5 protein-coding genes (1 of these 5 running past the window's edge) are annotated in these 18,705 nt (G+C 36.3%); 3 read left to right on the top strand and 2 right to left on the bottom strand.

Annotated elements, in window-relative coordinates:
- Nucleotides 1-4: 4 nt before the first annotated feature.
- From ODQ17_RS12560 to ODQ17_RS12550, 3 genes are read left to right on the top strand one after another with little or no spacing between them, the layout of a single operon-like run.
- Nucleotides 5-2,173: a site-2 protease family protein gene (locus ODQ17_RS12560; protein WP_322904019.1), complete on the top strand. Its 2,169-nt coding sequence runs from the start codon at nt 5-7 to the stop codon at nt 2,171-2,173.
- The gene (locus ODQ17_RS12555) at nt 2,166-4,166 is read left to right on the top strand and encodes a preprotein translocase subunit SecA (RefSeq protein WP_322904017.1); all 2,001 of its coding nucleotides are present in this window, start codon (nt 2,166-2,168) and stop codon (nt 4,164-4,166) included. The genes ODQ17_RS12560 and ODQ17_RS12555 overlap by 8 nt, the downstream gene beginning before the upstream one ends.
- Nucleotides 4,167-4,973, top strand: coding sequence for an efflux RND transporter periplasmic adaptor subunit (locus tag ODQ17_RS12550; RefSeq protein ID WP_322904015.1), 807 nt, complete (start codon nt 4,167-4,169; stop codon nt 4,971-4,973).
- 71 nt (nt 4,974-5,044) lie between these two features.
- On the opposite strand, the gene ODQ17_RS12545 is transcribed toward ODQ17_RS12550, so the two are convergent.
- Together ODQ17_RS12545 and ODQ17_RS12540 are read right to left on the bottom strand one after the other, a co-directional pair.
- Nucleotides 5,045-6,142 carry a hypothetical protein gene (locus tag ODQ17_RS12545; protein WP_322904013.1) on the bottom strand — a complete coding sequence of 366 codons (1,098 nt, stop codon included), beginning with the start codon at nt 6,140-6,142 and terminating at the stop codon, nt 5,045-5,047.
- A gap of 71 nt (nt 6,143-6,213) precedes the next feature.
- Nucleotides 6,214-18,705: the end of a CARDB domain-containing protein gene (locus ODQ17_RS12540; RefSeq protein ID WP_322904011.1), read on the bottom strand. Its footprint extends 24,996 nt past the window's final position; the window shows 12,492 of its 37,488 coding nt (coding positions 24,997-37,488); its start codon lies off the right edge, out of view; its stop codon occupies nt 6,214-6,216.

Here is an 18,705-nt window from a genome sequence, read left to right as displayed (position 1 = left end):
AGTCATGCAAAGTTTGTTTTCAGAACACTGGCATCTTGTACGTCATTTAAAACCTCAATTGCGACAAAATGTTGAGGTTTTACCACGTATTTTACGAGGCCGTGCTTGGTTTTTATTATTTGAACCGATGTCACAACGCTTCGTCAGAGTTAACCCCGAAACATGGTATGTGATTACTCTTTTAGATGGCAAAACTAATGTTGAACAAATATGGGATAAAGCGGCCGAATATATTGAAAAACAAAATATCAATCTCGACCAACACTACCGAGCAATTAGTCAAAATGAGTTAGTACAATTACTCACTCAGCTTTATAATAATGACTTATTACAAACTGAAGTGTCTTTTGACTCTGAAGAACTATTTAAGCGTTATAAAAAACAAAAATTTAATAAATTAAAGCAATCATTTTTAAACCCAATTAGTTTAAAAATACCTCTGCTTTATCCCGATGTTTTTTTTGGTCAATTAAGTAAATTAGCGCGTTCCATTTTTAGTGTATGGGGATTTTTACTCTGGTTTTTAGTCGTAACTCCTGCACTTTTATTGCTGAGTGAGCACTGGCAAAGTTTAACGAGTAATTTATCGGATCGAGTGCTATCAACCAGTAACCTTTTTATCCTTTGGCTAACGTATCCAATTGTTAAATTAATCCATGAATTTGCTCATGGTTTAGCAATAAAAGCCTGGAATGGAAATGTCAGAGAAATGGGCCTTATGTTCATTATGTTCATTCCCATTCCCTACGTCGATGCGACCTCTTCTTATCACTTTGTTTCTAAATGGCAAAGGATTGTGGTATCGGCTGCCGGAATTCTCACTGAGCTTTTACTGGGCGCAATCGCAATTTATATCTGGCTATCGACTGAACAAGGGTTGATTCATGCATTTGCTTATAACGTCATTTTTATTGCCACTATTTCTACAGTATTAGTAAATGGTAACCCACTCATGCGCTATGACGGTTACTACATTTTGTCAGACCTGCTTGAGATTCCCAATTTGGCAGGTCGAGCGACTAAATATTGGATTTATTTATCAGACCATTATTTGTTTGGTGCAAAAACAGTACAGCCACCTTATGCAACTGAAAATGAAAGATTTTGGTTATTCATTTACGGTTTACTGTCCCCTATTTACCGCATTACCATCATGTTCAGTTTAGTCTGGTTTATAGCACAAAAGTACTTTTTCTTTGGTGTGATACTGGCTGCTATCTCTGGTTTTATGACTATTGTTTTACCTATATACAAAGGAATAAAACATATTTATCAAGGAGCGACCTTGTCAAAATATCGTGAACAGGCCATTCAACGTTTATGGATTATTATTGCGGCAATTGTTCTTATATTTTTTATTATCCCGTTTCCATATTACAGTACCCAACAAGCCATTGTATGGATGCCAGAAGAATCGATTATTCGTGCAAATGAGTCAGGGCATATCCAAAGCATTAATTTTAAGAACAACCAGATTCAACAAAACCAAATTCTTTTTCAACTTTCTAATCCCGATTTACTTGAAAAATATGAGTTACAAAAACTTCAAGTTGAAGAGTTAGATTACAAGCTAAGACAAGCCTCTTTGGATGATCTGGCTCAACGCCGCAAATTAGAATATCAAAAGCAAGGTGCCGTTCAGCAGCTTCAACAGTACCAATATAAAATTAAACAGCTTCAAGTCACGAGCACAGTTTCTGGAAAATGGTTTGCTAAAGATGCTATTGAGATCAAGCAAAGATACTATAAACGTGGTGACATTATTGGTTATGTTATTAACCAACCAGCACAAATTGTTCGTAGTGCGGTTTTACAGCAAGATTATGATTTAATTCAGAACCGCTTAAAAAATATTGAAATCCGCTTTAAAAATCATTTTGATGTGATTTATACAGGCAAAATCATTAGAAGTACCCCGCAAACACAAAAGAAACTTTTATCTTCAGCATTAGGTAGTCAAGCGGGTGGAAATATTACAGTTGATCCTAATGATCAGGAAGGCAAAACAGCTTTACAGAATTATTTTGATTTAGATATTCAACTGTCACAACCATTAGACTCTTCTGTTTTCGGTGATGTTGCGTATGTTCGTTATCATTTAGGTTACTCGCCTCTTGCATGGCAGTGGACTAGAAAATTGCGTCAATTATTTTTGGAGCAATTCTATGTCTAATCTACGTGCTATCAAAAATATGTCACTGCACCCTTTTTATTTATCAAATGTGGCGCGAGTAGAACAAAAAGATATAGAGCTACATAAGCTTGAAATATTTTTTGCAAACTTATTAGGCTGGATTCCAGCAAAGAAAATTTCCAGAAGACATATTCATAAATTTGCACAAGCAATAACAGTTCATAAAGATGCTTTAAAAGAGCTGGACCAATCACAGCTTGTACAGAAATTCCAACATACAGTTCAATTATTATCACGCGAGGCTAATCACAATCAGTCTATCGCATTAATATTTGCATGTGTGGGAGAAGCGATTTCTCGCGTTTTTAATATCTATCCTCACCCTGTTCAATTTATGGGGGCATATATATTACTAACAGGTAGACTTGCTGAAATGCCTACAGGTGAAGGAAAAACGCTTGTCGCAAGTATGGCGGCAACCATTATGGCTGCGACTGGTAATTTCGTTCATGTTTTGACTACAAATGCTTATTTGGCTCAGCGCGATGAAGAAGAATTACGTCCACTATTTGAGTTTTTCCAACTCAGCAGCGGTGCAATCCAGAGTGAAATGGAAGTTCCTGAAAGGAAGGAAAATTATCAAAAACAAATTTGCTATGTCAGTGCAAATGAAATCGTCTTTGATTACTTAAAAGATCACATTTCTGGAAAAGGTACTCAACCTAGACAAATTGAAAATTTACGTTCATTGGCAACTGGAAAAATCGCTGATGAGACGATGATTGTACCAGCCCTACACTTTTGTATTGTAGATGAAGCTGACAGCGTGTTTATTGATGAAGCCCAAACACCAATGGTGATTTCGCAAGAAACCGAAGGGCTTATTGAAGCGCCAGTTATTCATTGGGCAATTGCCCAAGCAAGAGAACTTATTCGAGATGTCGATTTCACGATACTTGAGGCTGAGCACCATGTTGAAATAGAAAATATTGTCCCAGAAAAAAAGGTTCCCTTACCTCAAGATATCAGACCAATCTGGTATAACCATGCATGGAAAATGCTACTGGTTAAACAAGCACTTACTGCTTTATATCTTTATCATAAAGACCAGCATTATATTATTCAGGATAATAAAATTCAGATTGTGGATGAGTCTACAGGCCGAATTATGGCTGATCGCTCATGGGAACAAGGATTACATCAGCTCATCGAAGCTAAAGAAAATATTGAGCTCACCAAAGGCCGAGACACTCTAGCCCGAATGACCTTTCAACGTTTCTTTAGAAGATATTTACTTTTATCAGGGTTAACAGGAACTGGACTTGAAGTTGCACGGGAACTGTGGATGATCTACCGTTTAAAAGTATGTCAGATTCCTCCTAATATTCCGTCCAAGCGTAAACAATTTAGACACCGATACTTTAAAAATAATGAACAGAAATATCAGGCGATTGCTAAACATGCTAAAGCAATTGCCGATACCAAACGCTCAGTTTTAGTCGGCACACGTAGCATTGAAGCCTCCGAAGCTATTTCAGAAGCACTTACCCGACTTAACATTGAACATATTGTATTAAATGCCCGCCAAGATGCACACGAAGCTTCAATTATTGCTGAAGCAGGACACAGTGGAAAAATTACAATAGCCACCAATATGGCTGGGCGTGGTACAGATATTAAATTGCGTCCTGAAACCAAACAAGCTGGTGGCCTCCATGTCATTTTGACGGAGTTTCACGAATCAGCTCGAATTGACCGACAGCTTTATGGTCGAGCTGGTCGTCAAGGCGATCAAGGGTCATGTGTTGCCTATATTTCTGGTGAAGATCAGTTAATGCAACAAAATATCCCATGGCTTATACGGTTTATAAACTTCATTCCATTCATTTATTTGCAATATATTTTTTTAATTTTTGCGGTAAAACGTATGCAAAAAAAATGTCAAAAACGTGCTTACCGAAACCGTATATCCATGTTTAAACATGACAAAAAATTAAATTCTCAAATTGGCTTTGCAGGAAAAATTTATTAAATGAAATATTCTCTTATTCTTCCTATTACACTTCTTTTATCAAGTACGACTTATGCGGAAGCTATCAATTTCGCATGCATGATACAACCTGCAAAAATTGTTGAAGTACGAAGTCCAATTACGGGGGTCTTACAGAATATTCCTGTAAAAGCAGGAAGTCCGATTAAAAAAGGACAAGTTCTCGCTCAAATCGAATCGAGTGTTGAAAAATCTGCAACTCAATCTGCTTACTATAAAACCCAACTTAAAGGTTCAGCCAACATAGCAAGATCTAAAATTGAACATGCTGAAAGTAAAGTGCAACGCATGAAACAACTATTAGCAGAAAATTTCGTTTCCCGTCAGGCCTATGAAGATGCTTATAGTGAGCTACAACAAGCTCGCTCAGAGCTACAATCAGCTCAAGAAAATATCAAGCAAGCAGAATATGAATACAAGCAAAGCCAAGCTGATTTGAACCGTAGAAAAATTTACAGTCCTTTCAATGGTGTAGTTATACAACAGTACATTCATGCAGGTAGCTTAGTCAGCCCAACCGAGGGTAAAAACCCAATTTTAAAAATTGCTCAAACTGACCAATTTAAAATAAATGCAATTGTGCCTTTAAAGTACTTTAATCAGATTAAAAAGGGTCAAAAAGTAAAAATTGTGCCTGAAAGCCCATTTGATAAGTTTGCTACTAACATTCAACTTGACCATGTTGATCAAGTCATTGATGCAAGCTCTGGTACTTTTAGTACAGGTGCAACTATAAAAAGTAATAGTGTAAAATTTCCAAGTGGTATTCGTTGTAAGATGTATTTATAACTTTGTGCTAACTTTCTTTAAATGTATGAGTATAAAAAGACGTGAAGATCCTTTTATACTCATTCGTTACATTAACTTCCTAAAATATTCTGAATTTCTTGTTCCAATCTTTCATGAAACTGCTCTACCGTCATATCTTTAAAATACCTATTTCTATTTACATAAGGCATAGCTTCGCGAACCAATTGGTCATATAAAGGATCATTCACATATTTTGCCAACACTAAACGAGAGATTGCCCCCAAACCTGTAATATATTCTTTTTCATCACCATGGTTCAGCCATTGATTTAATGTTTCTATATCTTGATGTTTCTTTGCATCATAGATTAAAAAATCATGTACTTGATCTAAAACATGCTTTAATTGACTTGGTTCACTAAAATGGCTTGGCTCACCTGTTGTACCATGAACTTTTGGTAAATATTGTAAGGTGTCATCATTAATTAAATGCTGACGTAATATCCGTATTGCTTTTTCAGGTGTAGTTTGAATGTAGCTTGTTAAGCTCACTTGACAATAAGCTAAAGTATCAGTTTTATTAGTCCCTAATATTATTATCCCTTCATAAATTTGATCATCGAACTCTCTAAAATAATTAGTTATTTGATTAAATTGATTAATTTTTCTCTTTCGTGTAAAACCTAAAGCTGCTTTATTTAACTCTATCCAGTGATCTGCAAATATACTCAATTTTTCTTTAGTTGAAGGTATTGCTTTAAACTGTTCAAGTTCTTCTTTAGTAACAGGCTTTACCGCATCTAGCATTTGTTCAATGCTTTGCTGATCAGGGAATATTTTTTCACGGCTAAAAAATATATATGACCTTGCATCAAAGGCAACCAAGTCATGTTGGCGTAAAGTTTCAACTAAAACTTTATATAAATATTTACTTTTAGCTAATAGGCCTTGTTCAATACAAAATACATTTTCAGAATAATCAAAATAAGCTTTTACTTTTGTGAATAAGCTAATAATTTCTTCATCAAAGTTAACCGCTAGTTCTGGCTGCCCCACAATACTTTCAACTGTCAATAACCATTTTTTTAACTTGTCTGTTAAACCTGTTACTTGTGCATGAGTTGCATAATATTCTGCTTGTTCTAATGTAGTAATTTTCACATCAGGATGATGCTCATTTGCATCCCAAATATAAAATAATGATGACACGCGATTCCCCTTTTTAAATGTAAATTATAGATAGATAAGTAGGGATGAATGAATCATCCCTACTTTTTTAATTAAAACAATTGTTTCCAGTTTTGTTGTGCAGTCTGCTCCAAGGCTTTTAACCATGCGTCAGATTGCTCTTCCTGACCAAGTATAATCAGATCTTCGTCTTCATTTTTTGGCAGAATATTTAAATCTAACTGGGTTGAAAGCAGTGGAATCTGACATGACCAATGCGCTTTAACCTGTAATGGAATAGATTCAACGTGGTTCACCCATGTAGAAACAAAACCATTTACCAATTGCCAAGGGCTTACACATGCTTGTCCACCTATCATTTTCACTACGACTGTTTTTAGAGTACTTGCACTTTGCTGGTTACTTTGCTCAATTGATGTGGCCTTAATCTGAATTGTCATATCCAGATTACGGTCACTTGCAAAATGGATTTGAGTCCAGTCCCATAGTGTTATATCAACTAGTTGTTGAGTTGAACTTACAGTAACGTAATGTGTTCCATCAGTGAGCACCGTACCTTGGTTAAAACCACTAAGCTCTAGCTTCAGTTGCTCTGAACCATCTTGGTCATTACTACGTGCAGCAATTATTGGTAAATAACTGGTTTGCCCAATCATTGCATAAACCAAATTTTCAGTTGAGGTGTAAGTTTCAACTAAGCGAATATTGCTTACAAAAGCAGTTCGACCAAATGTATTACCTTCTAGCTGTAAACGAATTGTACGATTACAACCATTCCCCTCAAAAGACACATGTTGCTCTTGCCAATTTAATACATTTTGACCGCTAGCAGCATCAAATACCGCAATCTGCTGCCCATCAACATAAACTCCGACACGCCCCATATTTGCTGCTTGCCCCAACAGACCAGCTAAATCAAAACTTAAGCTATAAGTTGTACCAGCGACTGTATTTAGTTGACGTTCTATAGCAGTTTGCTGATATAGCGTATCTTTACCATCATTTAAACGAATCCAGACATTTGAGTTTAAACCTTGTAAAGGAATGTTTTGGCCAGAAGTATTTTTGAGTTGGTCACCAGAGTGCCACACCTCAAAGGCATCTAATTTAAACAATTGCTCTTTGTGTGTTGTCCAACTATCCAAGTTCCAACCATAAACAACGGTCGGATTCTTATTTAGGATTGAGTTATACACTCCACGCCATTCTGTATGGAAAACTTCTCGACTCGTTAGAGCATGCTGCGATTGATGAGTTTCTAAATTTGGCGCATCTGCAACTGCTTCTACAAATACAGTAAGCTCCTGAGTAGATGTAGCAATACTTGAATTTGATTGTTCAATACTACTTGCAATGACTTGTAACTTTAACTCTCCACTAAAATCTTTTGGAGGTGTCAATTTCAAGGTATCGAGATTCCAATTGGTAATATCTACTACCGTATGCAGTTCGGTTACTATGAACTCATTTACACCATCATTAAGTTTACTACCTAATGGTAAGCCTGCTAACGCAATTTTCAATTGTTCGGAACCATCGTTATCTGTCAACTTGGCATGAATACTTGAGAGCGCAATTGGCTGATCTTCTTTACCATGGTTTAAAAGCTTAGATTTAGATAAAACAATATTATCAATCATTGCTCCTCGACCACTTGCATGAGTGAGCGGAGCCTCAATGATAATTTGAAGATTTTGTATCTGCCCAGTTCCTATAAAGCTAAACTGAATATTTTGCCAGTTCAGTTGATCATTTGGACTCGTATTGGCATAACTTGCAATACGCTTGCCATCTACATAAATACCAATTTGAGTAAAGCTTTGGCTGAAACCTAAACGTCCTGCATAGTCAAAAGTCAGCGTATATTTTTGACCAAGTACAGTTTGTACTTCACGCTCAATACCTAAAGTTTGTGCGACAAATGCATCAGCGTCATTGAGTTCTAACCAGTTTTGTCCAGCTGCCGTCTTATTCGCATATACAGTAATCATCTGATCAGCTGCATTTTGCATTTGATCGCCATTACTCCATATTTCAAATCCATCACGTCCTGTTTGCGAACGATTAGGAGTTTTAATTAAGCGCCAGCCATCCAAATAACGACGTTCTAAAAGTGTAGATGTTTTATCTTTATTTGGAGCAGCTTCCCAAGTGGTGCGGAACAATTCCTCTTGGTCTGTTTGAGGCTCACCAACAACTAATTCTGGTTTATCAGCAACAGCTTCAATGTCAATAGTCATTACAGTGTTTTGACTTTGTGTTTTTCCATCTAATGCGACATACACAAATTGAGCATAGTGCTGTTTTTTGTTACCCAAACCTTGTGCGAGAGAACCTTGACCACCCGAAACATTAAGCTCCGGTATAAATCTCAATTTTCCTGACTCTATTTCAGACTGAGTAAATACATCATTAACTTGAACGGCAACCCATTGACCTTCTGAAGTTAAGTGCTGTAATTGACCATTGGCTGGCAACTCAGTAATTTTAATAGTTAATGAATCACCATCGACATCACTTACCAAAAAGTCATTCCAGTGTAGTAGCAGAACTTGATCTTCTGAACCATAAATAGTTTTCGGAACTGCTACTGGTGCATCATTTACTGCGTTTACTGTAATAGACACATTCACTACTTGCGAGTTTAATTTGCCATCAGTCACAAAGTAACTAAAGCTATCGGAACCAAAGTAATTTGCGTCTGGCACATATTGGTAATGGCCATTTGCTAACTGCTCTAAACGACCATGTTGTGGTAAGGCGCTGAATTGGGCAGTCAGTTGGTCGCCCTCTGTATCATAAGCACTTGCTAATGGGTCGAAAGCTAAAGTTTGATCTTCATCAGTACTTATAATCTGTTCATGTAACACAGGGGCTGTATTTGATGCCAATACATGAATAGTAAAAGTATAAGGTTGTGAAGAGTCTGCACCATCCGTTAACACAACGCTAAACGTATCATCACCAACAAAAGCTTTATCAACCAAATAAACATAATGCCCTGTTACTGCATCATAATTGATCAAGCCATTTTGTGGCTGCTGGGCAATTTGTATAGTAATCGGGTTGTTCTCAGCATCTTGAACATAAGCATCAAAATCTAATACTAATCGCTCACCTGCCACAATTTCCCATTGCGGTTGTGTATTGAATACTGGCGCATCATTTACTGCGTTAATCTCTAATTGCACTGTAGCAACTTTAGATTGTTGACCATCAACAGTCGTAAAGTAATAGCTAAACTGGTCTTGACCAAAATAATTCGCGTGCGGTACGTAACTGAACTCACCATTGGCAAGTAATACCAATTCACCATGTTGTGGTGCAGTCACTAACATAACGTTTTCAATTGACTTACCAATCAATAAATCATTATTTAATACATTGCCTGTAATAGTTGTATCTTCATCGAACTGGTAGTGATCATTCACTGCTAATGGTTCAGCGACTAAACGGATATTGTTGAGTGTGACAGAACTATCTGCTGCACCAAAACCAAGTAAGTCAAAGGATAATAAAACATCTCTACCCACTAGTGCTTGGTCTAAGTTAATAAAGAAAGTTTGACTACCATCACTATTGATTACTCTCTCAATTCCTTGTGCCAAATAGTTTTGACCATTTGCCTGTAGATTAAACAAGGCATCGGTATTGTTCAGGTCACTCACCTTAAACAATGCTTCGCCAGTATGAGCATCTAACAATGCCACCTCAAAAGCATCATCTGGACTATTGTTATAGTCTGTTAAATGTTGATCTTTTACAGTGAATGTTAATACCTTATCTTGTGTACCAAGTTTAAAGGCTTGTGAAAGATTGGTGTGTTGTTGCTGAGTTTCATTTAAAACAATATCTTCTTGATTTTGTTTTATTTCTCCAAAAGTTGTCCAGCTTGATAATCCAGTATTGGTATTTTGGAACATCTGCTGAATCTGTAAATTTTGACTATTCCATAAAGGTGCCATTTTAGGGTTAATACTCAATGCACCCACTACAAAATAATGGGTTGATCCATTATCTTCTTGTTGAGTATTTGATGGTTTTTGCGCTTGCCAACCTTGTAAGTTTTGCTGGGTTGGTAATAAACGTATACCTTGTTGAATAAACCCACCCATTAAATCTTGACTAATAAATGTATCAGTCAAACCAATTGTATGACCCAACTCATGAATAAGTACCGTAAGTAAATCAATTTGAGTCGATATCTGACTGTTTGAAGCCACTCCATAATTTTGGGGGGAATTCATTGTAAACTCAGTATGTTCAAATGGAGATTCGTCTATAAACCAACCATAACCTGCTGCATTTGGTGATAAAACAATGTGATTACCGTTTTCTACATAAGCAATTGTTCCATTAATATTAATATCTTGAATAGATAGGCTAACCTGATCAAATAATGCGGCATCTACACCTAAATTAATCCAATATTGCTGAGCCGACTTCAACAAATGCTCTATTGACACACGATTAAGCTGATACTGTTGTTCCACTACACTTGAAAGAAGTATCTGCATAGCCTGATCTTGATTTTTAGCTCGCTTCACTGTCCCATCTGCAAATTGAGTGTAGTTACTACTATTTACAATATAATATTTATCATATGGAGTCGCTTTTTTAATGTTTTGCTCAGCCGTATCAGAATAAGTAGTTTTTTCATAAAAACGTAAATACAGTTCTAGACTTTGGTTTACACCAACAGAACCACTATTTTTTTGGATATTACCTTGTTTTTTAAGATAATAGCCTCCATCATCTCCCTCAACAAGGATATTAATACCACTATCTTCTTCAATGGTTTTTAATTTTTTAATTAAATCATCATTAAATATTCGAATAACAATTTCTTCATTTTCATCATCCTGTTTTAAAATATCTCGATAAAGATATTTTTGATTTGGTTGATAACCAATTGAATTTTTGATTTCTTCATACAGATTATCTAAGAGCTGGGCATTTAAACTATTTATGCCATCTTTAAATATATCTTCCATATATTGTTGTAATGAAGACTTTGCTTCAACAATTTGCAAAGCCATATTTTTAGCATCAAAGTAAAGTCCATCAAAATAGCCACGAACTGATTGTTCATACGCGCCTGTTTTCGAATCTATAAACTTATATACTTTTGGTACATAAATATCTTTACCGTCTGCATCTTTTGACTTGACATATAGCTGGTAATTGACCTGTCCAAAATACTCATCACTAGAAAGATCATGCGTTTCTTGTATATGCTTTTGTACAGCTTCCTCATGTAGGCTGCCCATCCATTTAGGCTCACCATGAGGAGAGGTTTCATCATTTAAATAGCGATGTAATGTTGTGCCATCATCAAACTCCACAGCTAACTGTTCTGCCAGCAGTTCATCGCTAGCACGCTTTGCAGTCTCATGCTCATCATAACGTTCGTCTGTCAATATTAGTTTTAATGCAGCAGCATTTGACTTCAACTTACTGGCTTTCATATATAATTGACTTATTTCCGTAAGCTCGTGCTGAATTACAGAAGCAAATAAATTTTTATCTCTTAAAGCCTTAAGATTTAAGTCAATTTCAATTGTATCTCTCCACATTGCATCAAATACAACTTCGTTATTTTCAGCTCTCACATTAATTGTGAAACCGGCCATAATTTTATTTTTATTTTCTAAAGCACTCGTATCATAGGTGTAGTTGTACTGATATTTTTCTCCCTTTAAATCTTTCTTACTAATGTAATGATCAAATAAGTAACTTAAATTCCTAGTATTGATCTGAATCGTTTTCCATAGCACTTTAGATGATGTAACAACATTACTCTCTACCACTAAACCTTCATTTTTGCTACCTGTTGGACTCATAGGTAAATATAGTTCTATGGCAATTTGAGCAAATCCTTTACTATCACTAGTTTTTTGTCCAGTTGTCGATAATGTTACAACTTTCGCTTCAACGAGATTACTCCAACCTGCAAATAAAATTTTGCGGCTGATTAAATCTTCTAAATACTCCTTCAATAAACTCGCTTGCGTTGCAGAATCATATTTAATGCCATCGCTGTTCTCTATCAGATCTTTAAATATATTGTAAGTCTTGTCAGTTAGAATGGAATTACCACCAACAAAATATGAATCTGTATTTTTACGCTTTTGCTCTTTTTTCTCCGAACCACTTGAAGTACCTGAACCAGGATTAGTCACACCACTTGATTGAGAAATTATTGAAGATACAGATGCAATAGCTGCTGTAGTCGCTGCAACTTGTTTAATCGTCTTCGCATTCTTTGCAATCGCATCTCTAATAGCAGTAGCAACACTCTTTTGTATTTTTACAATCTGATTTTGCTCTTTAATGATACTTGAAACATTTTTACTTGCTACAGATGCAGCTGTTGCAGCTAAATTTTTAGATCGCTGTAGACTCTGCTTAAGGAGTTGAGGACTAACCTCTTTTGCGATTTGAGCAGCGGTACGGAATGAACTTCTGACAACATTAGTCGCCACCACAGTTTCTGCTTTCGAAGCCATATATATAGTATTTGGTGGAGCACCTTTAGTTAAACTTAAGATCACAACCAAAGCCTGCCCAGCTCCTTTTAATGACATCGCATTATCAGTGAGTTGGATTTCTACATCTTCACCGTTTAATAAACCATTTAAAGATTCTAAATTAATTGAGTCGTTTAATGCCTCAATTGAAATTGTTGGAGTTGGAAAAACAATATTTAATTGATCCAACATCCATTTCATATCTTTATTTAATAGATGCTCCCCTAAAATTGAAAGTCTGAGCGTAACTTCAATCTCTTGAATTGACATATTAATAAGCTGGCTGAATACACCAAATAACTCGGTATCAGCTGTAGTTAAAGCAAATTCAGCACTTTTAGCATCAGCAAATGTTGATAAGAATAGCTGCTTAGCAATATCTACTTTTTCTAATTCTGGAGTCGCAGAGCCATACAAGTTCTTTACAAGCTCAGCTTGAACCATAGATGAAATATATAGATTTTTTGCATATTCTCTAACTAGAGAATTTCCTACTGAACCCATAGATTTAATGTCAAGACCACTATAATCAGGTTTTTCTGAAGAAGGTGTAGGTGCAGTTGGTTGATCATCCTTATCTGATTCAGAATGTAGATAACTATCTAAATCAAATATAGAACTATGCTCATGTGAATAACTTTGAATAGTTTTCACAGAGTTATAGAAAACATTAGTTCCTGTTAAATCATCAAATCGAGAAGGTAAAGCCGCATCAATTGGCTTTTGAGTATCCACCTTCCCAGCTTTAATAAACCTATCAGCAGAATCTAATAAGTCTTGAACATTCCAGACAAAAACACTTCTAAACATCCTTGAATAATAGCTATCATCAGGGCCTCCCATTTCATCCATCCAGACACTAGCTTGTAATAAACCATTGTCAGTAATCGTCAATGTCTCTATAGATGCACCTATAATAGGTATTGTTGAACCAATAAACATTGGTTCGCCATAATAACCAAACGGGTCTTGGATAATACCAATTTTCCCACCTATTCTTTTATTGACTCCCCATAAGCCTTCTTCTGTTACAGATGGATCATTAAACCAAAAATTATAATCAGCAACTAATGCATAAAGCATATTATTGTAATTAACTAAAACCACATCAGAAGAATTTTGTATTTCCTGACGATTAGTCCTAGCTCTTGGATTAAAATCCGCCATTTTATAGGTTGGTTTTAATTTTATTTGTTTATGAATAGATGTTTGTGTGAAATTACCTTTACTATCTAATCCAACTTTAATTGTACTTACACCGCGATTAACGTCTTTTAAACTCGTCATTATAAATTCACCAGCATATAACCCTTCGGAAATACGTACTGGAGACTGTCCTATAATGCCTAAGTCATTTGAATTAATAATATCTATTGCATTTTCTTCTATAAACTCACCTTGATAGTTGAGTTTATTTAAGTCAATTATATAAACATTGCCTACTGGATCTTTTGTTTTATATACAGCGCCACCTATACCACCCAAAAGTCTATACTCTGAAACTGATGCAATAACAGCTAAATATCGTCCTTGGCTTATAGCCATATCACCAAAACCTACTGCATTAGAAGTTTTAATATCTAGAGTTTGCTGCACTTTAAGGAACTCTGACGATAACTCATCAACATTAATGCGAACAAGAGATGACGGACCAAAACTACTTACATATAACCATCCATCATTATATAAAAGTGCCGAAATATGATCACCAGAACTTTTAACCTCTATTGAGTCTATGATCTTATAAGAGATCATATCTAACACATAAATTGTGTTTCTCCCCGCAATAAATGCTAAGGTTCCTTGTTCATTGTATGTAATTGGATCAGTTTTATTTGATGGCAAATATAAGAATAATCCATTACCTTTTTCATCAGCATTAACAGTACGCTTAACTCCAAAATCTGAAGTTTGCTTACCTTGCTCTGTAATAATAATTTCTTTATTACTCAATGCTATTGAAACTTTTGGTGCTTGAACTTTTAAACTTACAAAATCTGAGTACTCAGAATAATCACTCGCTATTCGAATACCATTATCTGTGTAAGTATATAATTTCTTCTCGAGGTAAATATTATGTAAACCTAGAGCAATACCATCATCTATTACAATTGAATACGTATTTCCACTTTTCCAATTAGCTTTATAAGACTTCCATATGAGCCCATGTTCTGCTTTATCACGTGGATGGTCAAGTTGATCACCTTGTGGGACCAGCCATATATTTAGATCAAATGCATTAGATACATTTTGTACATCAACAGTTAACTCATTTGTATTTGCATTAAATGAATATCCAGAAATACTTGGTTCCTCTACATTATTATTTTTTGGAACTTCAATTTTATTAATGGTTATTCCACCATCATCTTTATTTACTGGCACTTCTTTGCTATAGCTACCTGCAAGCGTATAAGTCACGACAGAGAAACTGTCATAAAGTGTGAAAGCCGAGTCTATCGCTAAACCTATCAAACCACCACGACCAACGCTCATCACAGCATTAGCTGCCATACTATATATGAAGGAATAATCAGTAGATGACTGAACAATTGTCATTGCTCCAGTCTTTTTATCCACATTTTTTATCCGTGTTGTAATAACCACTGTTCCTGAAACTGTCACTCCTCCAAATGGTGGACTTGCTGTTCTTGCCATCCCATTCGCATCAACAAATCCATTATCCAGTAACCACCATGTTTCACGTTCAACGCCATTGGCATCAGTAAATATACCTTTCCTCCAAAACAATACCTCTGTTCCTTCATTCAGCTGTTCTGTATTTCCTGTTTGAGGATCAATATAAGAATCACCAACTTTGATTCCGAGCTGTAATGGTTTAGTTGCGGTTTCACCAGATAAATCAATTGCGAAGGCACCTAAACCAGCTAAATATTCTTTGGCTGGCAATGGAATACCAACGCTATCTAAAGCAACTTTTTCGATTGATACGGCTGTACCATCAGGTAAGGAGCCTGAGGCAACCATAAGAATATTCCCCGAAGAATCAGATGTAATTCCTCCCTCTTTATTTGATACTTTAATTGTACCCAAGAGTTCTTGCTGAACATTAAGTACAATTTCTGTCTGCATGTTTTGATAAATAATCGTGATTTTTGCTTTTCCAAGTACTTTAGGAATCACTAAACCGTCTGCTGTAATATCTGCAATATTACTATCGCTAATATAGTATTTAATCCCTGTAGTTGCTTGAGAAATATAATTACCATCAGCATCATGAACTTTGAGCTGTCTTGTAGCAGAAAGAGGTAAATTTACTGCTCTTGGATAAACATCTACTTCAAAACCATCTTGGTCAGCATAAGGAGTATAAATACTGTGATCAACAGAGATGACATTCACCCCCTCAATACCTCTAGCAGACACATGGACTGTAGCAATACCCGACTTTTTCGTTGTGATATTACCTTTAGCATCTATCGTAAGCACATCAGGGTTATCACTTACAAACTGTAAATAATCAGCAGTTAAAGTAACGTCATCTTCATCTGCAAAATCACCTGTTACATGCAAGCCTGCACTATTGCCCAAAGCGACAGCAGCTAAACGCTCAATATGAATTAAGACAAGTTTTGCATCACTGACATATATTTTCAGTTCAATTGGCTGTCCTTTGCTATATCCATCATCGGCTTGCAAAGTTACCGTTGCGTAACCTGAGAAACCTACTTCAGGTTTAAAACTTAAATTTTTACCATTAGATGAAAGCTGAGCAACACCATGAGTACTGCTTAAGATATTCCAATAAACTGCATCACCTTCGCGATCAACTGCGATCTGGTCTAATTGACCAGTTACAGATAAATCACGATGTGTTTTTAAAGCTTGTGTCCCTTGTGCTACAACGTTGACAGGTGCCTTATTTGATTTCCAACCATAGTTTGCATACAAGATTTGCAGATCAGTATTATTAATAAGACCATCACCATTTAGGTCAAACTGATTTTGTCCTTCTTGTGCTTGTTGCAACAAGGCACTATCTAAACCATCAACATTACCATCATGGTTAAGATCCCCAACAATAGACAGTCGGACGGCGACTGCACCAACTCCACTTATAGCTAATTGCTTAAAGCCTGCTGACGTAATACGTACTAAGGTAACTGTATGCTCACCATGTCGTTGTTGTGACACAATAGTTGCATCGGCAACATTAATATTTTGAACATTACCTTGAGTTTCAATTGCAACTAAAACAGCTCCTGTTGCACCCATCGCTTTAATGGTTGATGCCAGTTCTGATTCACGAATAGCAAAATCAAAATATTGAGTTTGATTATTTAGATCGCCTTGCCATTGTGATGCAGAATGATTTTGATTCAACCAATCAACACTTGCACCTAAATAAGCTATCGCTTTTTCTAGATGGACTTCTCCTGTTGAAGTGTAACTATAGCGTTGAACTACTTCTCCAGTGATTAGGTTCCGCACTAACTCAAGTTGGTTGGCACTATTGTATTTATACAACAAGCTGATCGGTTCACCTTGACTACCTTGCCCAAGAATCTGACTAATACGGTCTTGGCTATCACGTTTAAACTCAATACTTTGAGAGGTTTTTCCATTTACCAACACAATATTATTTTGACTAACAAGCCATTGCTCGCCTGTATTAAAGTGGATAGAAAGCACTTTGCCTGCTTGGTCTAGTAAATAACGTGTACCATCTGGTGCAGTCAGATTGAAATAACTCGGAACCCAAGCCAGACCTGTACTTTCGTTATATAAACTCTGACCTTGTTGAATCAAGTTATCGATATGAAGATCGGCCGAGCTATGTGCAGTTAAACTCCAACCTTGAGCATTACTAAACTGTGGTGTGAATTGATGAATACCCGTATTTTCGCTAGTCACATTTTGCGTCTGCAAATTCAGCGTAAAATTCAAATATTGAGTTTGTATTGCAGCTACACCTGCTAAACCTTGTGGGATTTGCAACCAGACTTTTGCTCCAGTTTGCCAAGCAGCAACAGTACCAATACTGTTATTTAAACGTTGGTTATGAGTCAGTTGGGTATCAAATAGTCCAGTTGTCCAGTTGGCGAAATCGCCATGGCTATCTGTCGTAATTGAGCGAACCACATCAATTGTTTGCGAACCAATTTGTAAGCTAGCATCTACATGTGTTGCTTGGTTCAGTTGTTTTGTACTGCTATTGATCTCAATATTGGCATATAGTTCTTCAACTCGACCAACTAAATCCCAAGCAGTTAAACGTAATTGATATGCCCCATTTACAAACAATGCTGGATCAATTGTAAAAATATCTAGCGTTTGATTGCTATAACTTGCTTTCAACGACACATCTTGCAATGTATGCCATTGCAATAGTCCTGTCGTATTATGGGCAATTTCTAATTTATAGCCCATAAGCTGCTGCTCTTTAATTGATGCAGTCAGGTCAGTAATGTTTTGTACCACAATAGGTGCCGTCGTAATTGCTGCACCTTTAAGTTGTCCTTGCCATGCTAAAACTGGTGCCAAATTATCTTGCGGATCTTTAACACGAATTGTTTGAACTTGTTGCTGACTAAAACCATCAATATCTATAGCAGTTGCACGAATTTCTATAAGTCCTGGCTGTTGCCCAGTCAGTTTAATTCGCCCAGTAGAATCCAAACTTGCAACTTGCCATTGATCAGTTCCTAACGCGCTGCCTCGAACTTCAACCATAGTATTAGCAATAATACTAAAGCTATCTGCTCGTACCGTCGCTGTTACAATTTGTCCCGCAACCACTGGAATTGCTGGCGTAGTTTCAATATGTAAAGCAGGTTCATAAGCATTACGGTCTGCAACTACATTAAAGGTAATAGCTTGACGAACTGTATCATAGCCATCTGAAACCCTAACATATGTGACAAACTTCCCAATTTGTCCTGCATTTGGTGTCCATGATAGGCGTCCTGTAACAGCATCGTAGCTTGCGCCTTGTGGCAATTGGTCAAAGCTTACAATCAAACCTTGAGTCTGCGTTTGCCCATCAATATCAGATACATAAATATTTCTATTATTGTTTAAGCTATTTTGAGC

This window comes from Acinetobacter sp. IRS14, from assembly GCF_034650275.1.
Classification (GTDB): domain Bacteria; phylum Pseudomonadota; class Gammaproteobacteria; order Pseudomonadales; family Moraxellaceae; genus Acinetobacter; species Acinetobacter oleivorans.
This window is presented reverse-complemented; position numbering and strand designations above follow the sequence as displayed.